Origin of the sequence: Pseudoduganella sp. GCM10020061 (genome assembly GCF_042683405.1) — a bacterium.
Classification (GTDB): Bacteria; Pseudomonadota; Gammaproteobacteria; order Burkholderiales; family Burkholderiaceae_D; genus Telluria.
Map to the genome: position 1 here is coordinate 82,099 of NZ_JBHUJS010000012.1, position 13,188 is coordinate 95,286.

The following is a 13,188-nucleotide window of genomic DNA, read 5'->3' on the forward strand; positions in this document are numbered from 1 at the left end:
TAACGGACTTGCCAAGAAGCTCAGGCTTTTGTCGCGTCATCCCCGCAAAAGCGGGGATCCATGCCGGGTTTGCCCTGGATGCAGCCCGGTACGGGTCCCCGCATCCGCGGGGACGATAGGCCTGGTCAGTCGAGCAGGATGCGCAGCATGCGCCGCAGCGGTTCCGCCGCGCCCCACAGCAGCTGGTCGCCCACCGTGAACGCGGACAGGTACTCGCCGCCCATCGACATCTTGCGCACGCGGCCCACCGGGATGCCCAGCTTGCCCGTGACCGCTGCCGGGGTCAGGTCGCGCATCGAGTCCTCGCGCGTGTTCGGCACCAGCTTCACCCACTGGTTGGCGGACGCGATGATGTCGTTGATTTCGTCCAGCGGCACGTCGCGCGCGAGCTTGATGGTCAGCGCCTGCGAGTGGCAGCGCATTGCGCCGATGCGCACACACAGGCCGTCCACCGGGATCGGCGCGCTGCCGAAGGCGGCGCCGCGGCCGAGGATCTTGTTGGTCTCGGCGCCGCCCTTCCATTCTTCCTTCGACTGGCCGTTGCCCAGGTCCTTGTCGATCCACGGGATCAGGTTGCCGGCCAGCGGCACGCCGAATTGCTTCGTTTCGTCGGCGCCCATGCCGTGCTGGGTCGAGAGCACACCGCGGTCGATCTCGAGGATCGCGGCGGCCGGATTGTCCAGCAGCGGACGCACGGCGGCGTTGATGGTGCCGAACTGGGTCAGCAGCTCGCGCATGTGCTGCGCGCCGCCGCCGGATGCCGCCTGGTAGGTCATGGACGTCATCCACTCCACCAGGTTGTGCTGGAACAGGCCGCCCAGGCCGATCAGCATGCACGACACGGTGCAGTTGCCGCCGATGTAGTTCTTCACGCCGCGGCCCAGCGCATCCTTGATCACATGCTGGTTGACCGGGTCGAGCACGATCACCGCGTCGTCGTTCATGCGCAGCGTCGACGCCGCGTCGATCCAGTAGCCGTTCCAGCCGGCCGCGCGCAGCTGCGGATAGACTTCGGACGTGTAATCGCCGCCCTGGCAGGAGATGATGATCTCGCACCTGGACAGCTCGGCGATGTCGGTCGCGGACTTGAGCGTGGTTTCGTTCTTCGCCATCGCGGGTGCCGCCCCGCCGGGGTTGGAGGTGGTGAAGAACAGCGGTTCGATGTGGGCGAAGTCGCCCTCTTCCTGCATGCGCTGCATGAGGACCGAGCCCACCATGCCGCGCCAGCCTACCAGGCCTACTAGTTTCATCGTCAATCCTTGATTGGTTTAATTCGTTATGCGAGCGCCGCGACGACCGCGTCGCCCATCTGTCCGGTGCCGACCCGGGTGGTGCCGGGTTCGTAAATGTCGGGGGTGCGCAGGCCCTGCGCCAGCACGCTGCGCACCGCATCCTCGATGCGCGCGGCCTGCTGCTCGCGGCCCAGCGAATAACGCAGCATCATCGCGGCCGACAGGATGGTCGCCAGCGGATTGGCGATGCCCTGCCCCGCGATGTCCGGCGCGGAGCCGTGCGAGGGCTCGTACAGGCCCTTGCCGCCTGCGTCCAGCGATGCCGAGGGCAGCATGCCGATCGAGCCGGTCAGCATGGCCGCGCAGTCGGACAGGATGTCGCCGAACATATTGCCGGTGACGATCACGTCGAACTTTTTGGGCGCGCGCACCAGCTGCATTGCGGCATTATCGACGTACATGTGCTCCAGCTGGACGTCGCGGTAGTCACCGTGTACGTCGATCACGATCTCGCGCCAGAACTGGAAGGTCTCCAGCACGTTGGCCTTGTCCACGCTGGTCACGCGGCCATGGCGCTTGCGCGCGGCCTGGAACGCCACGTGCGCGATGCGGCGGATTTCGCTTTCGGCATAGCGCATGGTGTCGAAGCCTTCGCGCTCGCCCTTGAACGGGCCGTCCGGGCACTCGCGCACGCCGCGCGGCTTGCCGAAGTAGATGTCGCCGGTCAGCTCGCGCACGATCAGGATGTCGAGGCCGGACACCACCTCGGGCTTGAGCGTGGACGCGCCGGCCAGTTCCGGATACAGGATCGCGGGCCGCAGGTTGGCGAACAGCTGCAGTTCGCGGCGCAGGCCGAGGATGGCCTGCTCGGGACGCAGCGCGCGCTCCAGGTGGTCGTAGCGGTAATCGCCGACCGCGCCGAACAGCACCGCGTCCGCTTCGCGCGCCAGCTGCAGCGTCGCTTCCGGCAGCGGATGGCCGGCTGCGGCATAGCCCGCGCCGCCTACCGGCGCCTGTTCCATCTCGAACGGCTCGCCCAGCGCGCGCAGCACTTTCACGGCCTGCGCCACGATCTCGGGCCCGATGCCGTCACCCGGCAGGATGGCGATTTTCATGGTGTCCTTTTCAGATGACGTTGGCCAGCCACGGCTGCGCGGCCAGGCGGCGCGCTTCGAAGGCGCGGATCTCGCCGGCATGCTGCAAAGTCAGGCCGATGTCGTCCAGGCCGTTCAGCAGGCAGTGCTTGCGGAACGCATCGACCTCGAAACGCCAGGCCGTGCCATCGGGCGCCGTAACCTGCTGCCGCTCCAGGTCCACCACCAGGCGGTAGCCCGGCGTGGCCTGCACGGCCTGGAACAGCTGCTCCACCTCGTCCTCGGACAGCACGACCGGCAGCAGGCCGTTCTTGAAGCAGTTGTTGTAGAAGATGTCGGCGAAGCTGGGCGCGATCATGACGCGAAAACCGTACTGCTGCAGCGCCCACGGCGCGTGCTCGCGCGAGGAGCCGCAGCCGAAGTTCTTGCGCGCCAGGAGGATCGAGGCGCCCTGGTAGCGCGGCTGGTTCAGCACGAACTCCGGGTTGAGCGGGCGCGCCGCATTGTCCATGCCCGGTTCGCCGTGGTCGAGGTAGCGCCACTCGTCGAACAGGTTGGGCCCGAAACCGGTCCGGTGGATCGATTTCAGGAACTGCTTCGGGATGATGGCGTCGGTATCGACGTTGGCGCGGTCGAGCGGCGCGACCAGGCCTTCGTGCTGGATCAGTTTTTCCATGTGCTTGCGTCCGGATGGGGCCTCCCGCTCGCGCGGGACGGCCGGTTAACGGCGGCCGACGCCTTCGACTGCCTGGCCGGCCTTCTGCACGTCCTTGCCGATGCCTTCGATGGTGTTGCAGCCTGCGAGGACGAATGCGACGGCGGCGAGTGCGAACAGTTTTTTCATTGATTTACTCCTGGATTAAGAATGTGCGTGCAGTGCGCGCACGTCGACGAAATGGCCCGCGATGCCGGCGGCTGCCGCCATCGCAGGAGAGACGAGATGGGTGCGGCCGCCGGGTCCCTGGCGGCCTTCGAAATTGCGGTTCGAGGTCGAGGCGCAGCGCTCGCCCGGCTCGAGCCGGTCGGCGTTCATGGCCAGGCACATCGAGCAGCCCGGGTCGCGCCATTCGAAGCCCGCGTCGATGAACACGCGGTCGAGGCCTTCGCGCTCGGCCTGTTCCTTGACCAGGCCGGAGCCCGGCACCACCATGGCCAGGCGCACGCCGGGCGCGCGCTGGCGGCCTCGCACCACGTCGGCGGCCGCGCGCAGGTCCTCGATGCGCGAGTTGGTGCACGAACCGATGAACACCTTGTCGATGCGGATGTCGCCGATGGGCGTATTGGGCGCCAGGTCCATGTAGCGCAGCGCTTTTTCGATCGCTTCGCGGCGCACGCTGTCGGGCTCCTGCGCAGGATCGGGCACGCGGCCATCGATGGCGGCGACCATCTCGGGCGAGGTGCCCCACGTAACTTGCGGCCGGATGGCGGCGGCGTCGAGCACGACCACCTGGTCGAAGCGCGCGCCCGGGTCGGAATGCAGCGTGCGCCAGCAGGCGACCGCCTGGTCCCATTGCGCGCCCTGCGGCGCGAACGGACGGCCCTTGATGTAGTCGATGGTGGTGTCGTCCACCGCGATCATGCCGGCGCGGGCGCCGGCCTCGATGGCCATGTTACAGACCGTCATGCGCCCTTCCATCGACAGCGCGCGGATCGCCTCGCCGCCGAATTCGATCGCATAGCCGGTGCCGCCCGCCGTGCCGATCGTGCCGATCACGGCCAGCACGATGTCCTTGGCCGTCACGCCGGCGCCAGGCTGGCCGTCGATCCGCACCAGCATCGATTTCGACTTGCGCGTGACCAGGGTCTGCGTGGCCAGCACGTGCTCGACTTCGGAGGTGCCAATGCCGTGCGCGAGCGCGCCGAACGCGCCGTGCGTGGAGGTGTGCGAATCGCCGCACACGACCGTCATGCCGGGCAGCGTGGCGCCCTGCTCGGGGCCGATCACGTGCACGATGCCCTGGCGCTTGTCGTTCATGTCGAAGTAGGTCAGGCCGTAGCGCCGGGCATTGCTGTCGAGGGTCTCGACCTGCAGGCGCGAGACCGGGTCGGCGATGCCGCCGGCGCGGCCGGCGGTGGGCACGTTGTGGTCGGCCACCGCCAGGTTGGCGGACACGCGCCACGGCTGGCGGCCGGCGTCGCGCAGGCCGTCGAATGCCTGGGGACTGGTCACTTCATGCACCAGGTGGCGGTCGATGTACAGCAGCGCGGTGCCGTCGGCGTCCTCCCGCACAACGTGGGATTCCCAGAGTTTGTCGTAGAGCGTCTTCATCGATCGGCGTGCGTGGCAGGCAAAAGGGCGAATTTGATTATGCCATCAATTGTGCACTGCGGCACAGCCTTGCAAAAAGTTCCGCCGGGGTGGCGCATATTTCCTTGCATTATCGCCCATGCAATTATTATTTGCATAATTCAGCCGTTGCCCATAGGTCCTTTGCAATTTTGCACCGGAATGCAAATAATCTTCAGTACATACTGAACACTATCGAAACGCGCCGCGGGCGGGAGTACTCTTACGGCTACGCTCTCGTGCGGAGGACTCCATGAAGCATCTCTCCGTTGTCGCGCCCGTCCTGCTGGCTTGCCTTGCGCTGCCGGCGTTCGCGGGCGGCGATTTCCGCTCTCCCCAGCAGGAAGCGGCCAAGGCCACGCCGCGCACCGACCGGCTGATCGTCAAGTACAAGGATGCCGCGCCCGCCGGCAAGGGCGCGGCGCGGGTCCCGCCCATCAACGCGCAGCAGCTGGAACACCTGGGCCAGTCGGGCCGCGCGTTCGGCGCGACCATGCGCCAGCTGCGCTCGACTGCCACCGGCGCGCACGTGATCGAGGTGAGCCGCAAGCTGAACCGGGCCGAGGCCGAAGCGCTGGCGCGCGACCTGAAGGCGCGCGATTCCAGCATCGAGTACGTCGAGCCGGACTACCTGCTGCAGCCGATGGCCACGCCGAACGACCCGAGCTATAACCAGCAATGGCATTACTTCGAGCCGACCGGCGGCATGCGCGCGAACCTGGCCTGGGACAAGGCCACGGGCGCGGGCGTGAACGTGGCCGTGATCGACTCCGGCTACCTGCCCCACGCGGACCTGAGCGGCCAGATCCTGCCCGGCTACGACTTCATCAGCAGCGCCACGATGGCGAACGATGGCGGCGGCCGCGACAACGATGCGCGCGACACGGGCGACGCGGTCAACGCCGGCGAATGCTACAGCGGCAGCGCGGCGCAAAACTCCAGCTGGCACGGCACCCACGTGACCGGCACGATCGGCGCCCGGACCAACAATGGCGCCGGGGTCGCGGGCGTGGCCTACGGCGCCAAGACCGTGCCGGTGCGCGTGCTGGGCAAATGCGGCGGGTATACCTCCGATATCGCGGACGGCATCATCTGGGCATCCGGCGGCACCATCACCGGCGTGCCGCTCAACGCCAACCGCGCGCGCGTGCTGAACCTGTCGCTGGGCGGCAGCGGCAGTTGCAGCATCACTTCGCAAAGCGCCATCAACAGCGCCCGTTCGCGCGGATCGGTAGTGGTGGTCGCGGCGGGTAACTCGAGCATCGATGCGGCGAACACCAATCCGGCCAACTGCGCCGGCGTGGTGACGGTGGCCGCGACCCAGCGCAACGGGGGCCGGGCGGGATACTCGAACTACGGCGCGGTGGTGGACCTGGCCGCGCCCGGCGGCGGAACGGGCGGAGCGATCCTGTCGACCCTGAACACCGGCACGCGCGCGCCGCTGGCGGACAGCTACGCCTGGTACCAGGGCACATCGATGGCAACGCCGCACGTGGCCGGCGTGGCCGCGCTGATGCTGTCGAAGAATCCGAACCTGACCCCGGACGAGGTGGAAGCGAAGCTCAAGTCCACGGCGCGCCCTTTCCCGGCCGCCTGCAGCGGCTGCGGCGCCGGCATCCTGGACGCGTCGCGCGCGGTCGATGCCGCCCTGCCCGCGGCGACGCCATCCGTCAACATGGCCGAACGGGAGCCGAACAATACGATGGCGACCTACAACGCGGTGACGGCCAGCGGCACCATTGTCACCGGCAGCATGGCGGCGGCAACCGACAACGACTACTTCCTGGTGCAGCTCCCCGCCGGCAAATCGCTGACGGCGACGCTCACCATGTCCAGCCCGGTCAACGACTATGATGTGTATGCCTACAATCCCTCCGGCTCCCTGGTGGCGGCCAGCCAGAACGGATTCGGCCAGACCGACACGGTCAAAGTCCAGAACACCGGCACCACCACAGCGCCCTACTACGTGCGCGTGAAGTTCACCGGCGGCAACTACGGCGGCACCGCGAGCAGCTACACGCTCCGGCTCACCTGGTAAGCGCCCCCCGCGCCTGGCGCGCGCCGGGCCGCTACCACATTTGTTTCGCCAAGTTCAATCGTGCGGCGAATCGTGCCGTAAATCTGACACTCGTCCATACCGCTTTTGTGCGGCGCGACAGCACATCCCTCCCTCTGAAGCCAGCCTTGGGCGCCAAGCCACGCGGCACACGTTTGCTGCGCCGCGCCACATCCCGGCAGTTACATTCCCGTGAATTTTTCCTGACACAAATCTACATTTCCGATACATTTCATTACAAATAACAACAATATGTATGTCAAGTAACACGGAATCGAATGTGGTTGTTTGCAAGGTCTTCCCGAAGTCAAACCTCATACAGGAAAAAACATGATCCACAAGCAAAGCTTCTTCGCACTGGCCGCAATGGCAGGATTCTTTGGCGCAGCATTTGCAGGCGTTCCCCAGTACCAGTCCCCGACCGTTCAGCCGTCGGGCGAGACCGACCGCCTGATCGTGAAGTACAAGGACGCAAGCCCGGCCGCCAAGGGCGCCGCCCACGTGCCGCCGATCGGCGATCGCATCGCCCACGTCGACCGGGCCGGCCGCCAGTTCGGCCTGCAGATGCGTGCCCTGCGCACCACCGCTACCGGCGCGCACGTCCTGCAGATCAACAAGCGCATCACCCGCGCGGAAGCCGAAGCACTGGCGCGCGAACTCGCGTCGCGCGATGCGACTGTCGCCTACGCCGAGCCGGACCTGATCATGGAAAAGATGGGGACGCCGAACGATACCTACTACTCGTACCAATGGCACTATTTTGACGCGGTGGGCGGTATGCGCGCCGACCTCGCATGGGACAAATCGATCGGCACCGGCGTCACCGTCGCGGTGATCGACACCGGCTACCGCCCGCACGTCGACCTGGCCGCCAACCTCCTGCCGGGCTATGACTTCATCAGCACCCTGTCCATCGCCAACGACGGCGACCTGCGCGACAGCGATGCCAGCGATCCGGGCGACGCCGTCGTGGCCGGCGAGTGCGGCATGGGCAAGCCGATCAGCGACCAGTCGTCCAGCTGGCACGGAACCCACGTGTCCGGCACCATCGCCGCCGTCACCAACAATGGCCTGGGCATGGCGGGCGTGGCGTACGGCGCCAAGGTGGTACCGGTGCGCGTACTGGGTAAGTGCGGCGGCTACACCTCCGACATCGCCGACGGCATCATCTGGGCATCCGGCGGCACCGTCTCCGGCGTTCCGGCCAACGCCAACCCGGCCAAGGTGCTGAACATGTCGCTGGGCGGCTCCGGCTCGTGCAGCACCACCACCCAGAGCGCGATCAACACCGCACGCTCGCGCGGCTCGGTGGTCATCGTCGCGGCCGGTAATTCCAATGTCAACGCATCCAATGCCAACCCGGCCAACTGCGCGGGCGTCGTCACGATCGCGGCCACGACCAAGAGCGGTGGACGTGCGTCGTACTCCAACTACGGCACCGTGGTCGACCTGGCGGCACCTGGCGGCGATTCCAGCGGCTACGTGTGGTCCACGCTGAACTCGGGCACCACGGTACCGCTGGCGGACAACTATGCCGGCTACCAGGGCACCTCGATGGCGACCCCGCACGTGGCCGGCGTGGCTGCGCTGATGCTGTCGAAGAATCCTGCGCTGACGCCTGACGAAATCGAGAACAAGCTGAAGGCGACTGCACGCGCATTCCCTGCCACCTGCAGCGGCTGCGGCACCGGCATCCTTGACGCGAACGCTGCGGTCGATGCGGCATTCGGCGTCACGCCGACGCCTACCACCACGATCGCCGAGGTGGAGACCAACAACAGCACCGGCCGTGCGCAGGCAATTACGGCCAGCGACACCACGGTCAACGGCACCATCTCGAAGTCGAATGACCTCGACTACTACGTGGTGCAGCTCCCGGCCGGCAAGACGCTGTCGGCGACGCTGACCATGTCGAACACCACCAACGACTACGACCTGAACGCCTACAATTCCTCGGGCGCGCTGGTGGCGGCTAGCTCGAACGGTCCTGGCGCGAGCGACGCGGTCTCCGTGCAGAACACCGGTACGGCGACGCTGCCGGTCTATGTGCGCGTAAACTTCATGTCGGGTGCGACCGGCGCCACCAACGGCAAGTACACGCTCAAGCTGATCTGGTAAAGAAGGCGGGGACCGTCCCCTGCCGGGGACGGTCCCTGTTCTTTAGTCCCTGGACAAACAAAAAGGGTGGCATGCGCCACCCTTTTTCCATTCCGGCGCGGCCGGCTTATGCAGCCAGGCGCACTGCCGAACGGCACTGGTCCATCAGGAACGACAGCCCCACTACCAGCACCAGCTCGCCCTCGGCCGAGCGCGCGGTGCCGGTGATGCCTTCCACCGACAGCGCCGTCATCGGCTTGATCACCAGGTCGGCGGTGCCGTCCACGGCATTCACCGACAGGATGTACGGGCTTGGCGCATTGATCACGACGCCCACGCGTTCCACGTTGTCCTCGTAGGACAGCGCGGACGCCAGCGAGCGCACCGGCAGCGGACGGCCCTGGTCGCGCAGCACCGGGGCGCCGCCGACACGTTCGAATTCCTCCGGCAGCTCGACCACGCGCTCGACCGCCGCCATCGGCAGCGCCAGCTGGGCGCCCGAGGTGGAGACCAGCATGGTCGGGACGATCGACAGTTCGATCGGCAGGCGGATCGAGAAGCGGGTGCCGCTGCCCAGCTGCGAATCGATGCGGATCGCGCCGCGGTTCTTTTCCACGGCGGTGCGCACCACGTCCATGCCGACGCCGCGGCCCGAGACCGAAGACGCCACTTCCTTGGTCGAGAAGCCCGGCAGGAACACCAGCTGGTATGCCTCGTCGTCGGTCGGCGCGCCGTTCTCGGCGATCAGGCCCTTCTCGAACGCCTTCTTGCGCAGCTTGACCGGGTCCATGCCCTTGCCGTCGTCCTGCAGCACGATCATGACGCTGTTCGCTTCCTGCCATGCCTTGAGCGAGATGTAGGCCTTGGCCGGCTTGCCCGCAGCGACGCGGTCTTCCGGCGACTCGACGCCGTGGTCGAGCGCGTTGCGCAGCATGTGCACCAGCGGGTCGTACAGGCTGTCCACCACCACGCGGTCGACTTCCGTCTCCGCGCCTTCGATGGTCAGCTCGACGTCCTTGCCCAGGTCCTTGGCCAGCTCGCGCACGAGGCGCGGGAATTTCTGAAACAGACGGCCGACCGGCTGCATGCGGGTCGCCAGCGTGGCGCGCTGCAGCTCGGCGGAGTAGCGCGACGCGCGCTCCAGCGTCTCGGTCAGGGTCGCCATCAGCACGCCGGCCTGGCCCTCGAACTTGAACTGCTGCAGGCGCTCCATCAGCACGGCGGCCTGGTTGGCTGCCTGCACCGATTCGCCGGCCACTTCCAGCAACGCGTCCAGCTTGACCGCGTCGATACGGATCGAGTCTTCCTTGGCCGGGGCGGTGTTCGGACGCGCTTCCGCGTTGCCGCCGCGGCGGTCCACGCCGTCCCAGGTGCCCTTGGCCTTGGCGATTTCCGCCGGCGTGACGACCACGTCGGCCTCGGCCGCCGCAGCCGGCGCGGCTGCCGGCACATGGGTGCCGGGCGGGACGACCGCCATGTACATGGCTTCCCAGTCGAGGCCATCGGCGCCTGGCGCGGTGGCCGCTGGCACGGCCTGCAGCACCGGAGCCGGCGCTTTCGGCGCAGGGGCGGCCGCGGCCGGGGCGGCGTGCTCCTTGCCGTCGATGGCGTCCTTCAGCATCGATTCGAGCGCAGGCGGCAACGGGGCCAGCTGCTCCGGATCGGTGCCGTTGTTCAGCGCGTTGAGCTGGTCGGCCACAAAGCCGGAAGCCTGCAGCGCCGCCTCGATCGACAGCGGCGTGACCGGCGCGGCGCCGGTGCGCAGCGCGTCGAACAGGTTTTCCGTGAGGTGGCAGGCCCCGACCAGCGCGGTCAGGTTCATGAAGCCGGCGCCGCCCTTGATCGTGTGGAAGGAGCGGAAAACGGCGTTCAGCGTTTCCTTGTTGGTGGGATCGCGTTCGAGGCTGAGCAGGTGCTCTTCGACATTGACCGCCAGGTCAAGCGCCTCGACCACGAAGTCCTTGAGCATATCGTCCATCAGAACCCCAGATCGGCGAGAAGATCGTCAACACTGTCCTGCGAAAGCGCCACTGCCGGCACCGACGGCCCGCTCATGATCGACTCCTGCTCCTTGGCGGCCAGGCGCTCGCGCACGGCCGGCGGCGCGCTGTCGCGCAGCAGTTCGGCCAGCTCGTTTTCGACCGTCTTGGTAATGATTACCACCTTCTTGATCAGCTGGCCGGTAATGTCCTGGAAGTCCTGCGCCATCATGATGTCCAGCAGGCGGGCCTTTTCCGCCTCGGTCGCCGCGGTCACCATGCGCGCGAAGCCGCGGCTGTCGCCGGCCAGCGCCTTGAATTCGTCGATCGACAGCTTGCCGCTGAAGAGGTCTTCCCAGCGCTGCTCCATCGCGCGCGCTTCCTGCGACAGCTTGTCCTGCTCGGGCATACCTTCGTCGAGGGTGTTGAGCACCTTGTTGGCAGCCTGCTCGGTCAGCGTGGCGACATATTCCAGGCGGTCCTGGGCATCCACGATCTGGGTCGAGGCTTCGGTGAGCGCCTTGTCGTAGCCCAGTTCGCGCAGCGAGTCGTGCAGCAGGCGCACGATGCCGCCGAGGCGTTCGTACATCGGATTGTCGCCATGCTCGCCTTCTTCATGGGCAGCCGGCGCCGCAGGGGTGTCGGCTGCCGGCGCCGGTTCGGCGCGGGTGGCCGACACCTGGTCGAACAGGGCTTCCAGGTCGTCCTCGTCCGCCACCGGAGCAGGCGCTACGGGCGCAGGCGCCACCGCCGGCGCTGCTGCACTGGCCGCGCGCTGCGCGGACACTTCCTCGAACAGTGCGTCGAAATCATCAGCGGCGTTGGTCATAATTCCTGCTTCTCCATTCATTCATCTATAAATTCGCACCGAACCCGTCAGTGAGCGCCGCGTTAAAGTGACTGTCGGCAACATCCATTGACGCGAGTGTATCAGTGCGCTACACGGCGGTAAATCTCGGCGTTTGGCGCTTTTCAAAAACCACGCAGAAAATTGTCCAGCCGATACGAAAAATCGGTATGAGTGTTGTATTCCGTAATCTTACCACCGGTTTGTTTCCCAGAAGAATTGATAAATGGTTACCAGCAAGCTCTGCCGTAAATGCCGAGGTGCGTAGTCCTGTTCCGAAACGGATGAGTTTGATACAAATCAAACTCAAGCGCGCTTGGCATCGCAAAGCGCCGGACTAGAATGCAGAATGGGTTGTTGTCGCGGGGCGTAGCCGGACAGGCGCGCCCTGGCAACGGTCCGAACCTGCCACCCCCGGGAGAGTGCCATGTATCGGAAGATTCTGATTACGACCGACGGTTCCACGGTATCGCAGCACACGGCATGCGCCGGCGTGCGTTTCGCCCAGCAAATGCAAGCCGAAGTGCTGGCCCTGTATGTCGCGCCCGAGTACCAGTACCCGGTGTACGTCGAGATTGTCCCGCCGGCCTACCCGAGCGAGAACGAGTACCAGGAGGCGATGGTGCGCACGGGCGCCGAACACTTGCGGCCAATTATGGAAAAGGCCGCGGCCTGCGGGCTGGCCGCCAACAGCCTGACGGTGTTTTCAGACGCGACCGCGCTCAAGATCGTCGAGGTAGCCGAACAGTATGATTGCGACCTGATCTTCATCGGCTCGCACGGCCGCAGCGGCTGGGGCCAGGTCCTGCTGGGCAGCGTGACGAACAAGGTGTTGTCCCACACCACCAAGCCAGTGCTGGTGCACCGGCTGATCGAGCAACCTGTTGATTAGTAGCAGTAAAATATTTACACTGAAACAACATCGACTGCGCCCGAACGCGAACCTATGATCAAAATTGTCATTGCGGACGACCACACCATCATGCGCGAGGGTCTCAAGCGCATCCTGGACGGCGCCCTCGACATCGACATCACGGGCGAAGCGACCAACGGCTTCGAGGTCCTGGCGCTGGTGCGCCAGGGTGGGTTCGACCTGCTGCTGCTCGACCTGTCGATGCCGGGCCGCAGCGGTGTCGACCTCATCCGCCAGATCCGCAGCGAAGCGCCCAAGCTGGCCATCCTGATCCTCACCATGCACGAGGAAGAGCAGTACGCGGTGCGCGCGATCCGCGCCGGCGCCCAGGGCTATCTGACCAAGGAAAGCGCGGGCACCCAGCTGGTGGGCGCGATCCGCAAGGTGGCCTCCGGGCGCCCCTACATCAGTACCGAGGTGGCCGAGCAGCTCGCCCTCAACATCATGACGCCCAGCGAGCAGCTGCTGCACAAGCAGCTGTCCGACCGCGAATTCGAAGTGTTTTCGCTGCTGGTCGCGGGACGCTCGATCACCGAAATCGCCAACAACCTGCACCTGTCGGTCAAGACCGTCTCGACCCACAAGACCCGCATCATGCAGAAAATGGGCATGACCTCGCTGTCCGAAATGGTCCAGTACGCCGTCGCCCACCGTCTCCTGTCCCCGTTCAAGTCCTGAGCGCC

12 protein-coding genes are annotated in these 13,188 nt (G+C 66.2%); 5 read left to right on the forward strand and 7 right to left on the reverse strand.

Annotated elements, in window-relative coordinates:
- Positions 1 to 125 precede the first annotated feature (125 nt).
- Genes asd through leuC form a run of 5 tightly spaced genes read right to left on the reverse strand, consistent with a single transcriptional unit; the run spans position 126 to position 4,595 of the window.
- Positions 126 to 1,250, reverse strand: coding sequence for an aspartate-semialdehyde dehydrogenase (gene asd / locus ACFSQR_RS16090; protein ID WP_377730991.1), 1,125 nt, complete (start codon positions 1,248 to 1,250; stop codon positions 126 to 128).
- 26 nt (positions 1,251 to 1,276) lie between these two features.
- Positions 1,277 to 2,347, reverse strand: coding sequence for a 3-isopropylmalate dehydrogenase (gene leuB / locus ACFSQR_RS16095; protein ID WP_377730992.1), 1,071 nt, complete (start codon positions 2,345 to 2,347; stop codon positions 1,277 to 1,279).
- A gap of 10 nt (positions 2,348 to 2,357) precedes the next feature.
- On the reverse strand, positions 2,358 to 3,002 hold the full coding sequence (gene leuD / locus ACFSQR_RS16100) for a 3-isopropylmalate dehydratase small subunit (RefSeq protein WP_377730993.1): 645 nt from the start codon (positions 3,000 to 3,002) through the stop codon (positions 2,358 to 2,360).
- Between the two features lie 45 nt (positions 3,003 to 3,047).
- Positions 3,048 to 3,170 carry an entericidin A/B family lipoprotein gene (locus ACFSQR_RS16105; RefSeq protein ID WP_377730994.1) on the reverse strand — a complete coding sequence of 41 codons (123 nt, stop codon included), beginning with the start codon at positions 3,168 to 3,170 and terminating at the stop codon, positions 3,048 to 3,050.
- Positions 3,171 to 3,185: 15 nt separating this feature from the next.
- The gene (gene leuC / locus ACFSQR_RS16110; protein ID WP_377730995.1) at positions 3,186 to 4,595 is read right to left on the reverse strand and encodes a 3-isopropylmalate dehydratase large subunit; all 1,410 of its coding nucleotides are present in this window, start codon (positions 4,593 to 4,595) and stop codon (positions 3,186 to 3,188) included.
- A gap of 271 nt (positions 4,596 to 4,866) precedes the next feature.
- Here leuC and ACFSQR_RS16115 point away from each other — a divergent pair, with 271 nt between their 5' ends.
- Together ACFSQR_RS16115 and ACFSQR_RS16120 are read left to right on the forward strand one after the other, a co-directional pair.
- Positions 4,867 to 6,651, forward strand: a complete 1,785-nt coding sequence (locus tag ACFSQR_RS16115; RefSeq protein WP_377730996.1) for a S8 family peptidase — start codon at positions 4,867 to 4,869, stop codon at positions 6,649 to 6,651.
- Positions 6,652 to 6,999: 348 nt separating this feature from the next.
- Positions 7,000 to 8,787 carry a S8 family peptidase gene (locus ACFSQR_RS16120; protein WP_377730998.1) on the forward strand — a complete coding sequence of 596 codons (1,788 nt, stop codon included), beginning with the start codon at positions 7,000 to 7,002 and terminating at the stop codon, positions 8,785 to 8,787.
- A 106-nt stretch (positions 8,788 to 8,893) separates the two neighbouring features.
- On the opposite strand, the gene ACFSQR_RS16125 is transcribed toward ACFSQR_RS16120, so the two are convergent.
- Positions 8,894 to 10,744, reverse strand: coding sequence for a chemotaxis protein CheA (locus tag ACFSQR_RS16125; protein WP_377730999.1), 1,851 nt, complete (start codon positions 10,742 to 10,744; stop codon positions 8,894 to 8,896).
- Positions 10,744 to 11,574, reverse strand: coding sequence for a protein phosphatase CheZ (locus ACFSQR_RS16130; protein ID WP_377731000.1), 831 nt, complete (start codon positions 11,572 to 11,574; stop codon positions 10,744 to 10,746). The genes ACFSQR_RS16125 and ACFSQR_RS16130 overlap by 1 nt, the downstream gene beginning before the upstream one ends.
- Before the next feature lie 104 nt (positions 11,575 to 11,678).
- On the opposite strand from ACFSQR_RS16130, the gene ACFSQR_RS16135 reads away from it, so the two are divergent.
- The 3 genes from ACFSQR_RS16135 (at position 11,679) to ACFSQR_RS16145 (ending at position 13,183) form a co-directional block, all read left to right on the forward strand.
- Positions 11,679 to 11,933, forward strand: a complete 255-nt coding sequence (locus ACFSQR_RS16135) for a hypothetical protein (RefSeq protein WP_377731001.1) — start codon at positions 11,679 to 11,681, stop codon at positions 11,931 to 11,933.
- A gap of 86 nt (positions 11,934 to 12,019) precedes the next feature.
- Positions 12,020 to 12,484: a universal stress protein gene (locus ACFSQR_RS16140; protein WP_377731002.1), complete on the forward strand. Its 465-nt coding sequence runs from the start codon at positions 12,020 to 12,022 to the stop codon at positions 12,482 to 12,484.
- 54 nt (positions 12,485 to 12,538) lie between these two features.
- The gene (locus ACFSQR_RS16145) at positions 12,539 to 13,183 is read left to right on the forward strand and encodes a response regulator (RefSeq protein WP_377731003.1); all 645 of its coding nucleotides are present in this window, start codon (positions 12,539 to 12,541) and stop codon (positions 13,181 to 13,183) included.
- The last annotated feature ends 5 nt before the right edge of the window (positions 13,184 to 13,188 follow it).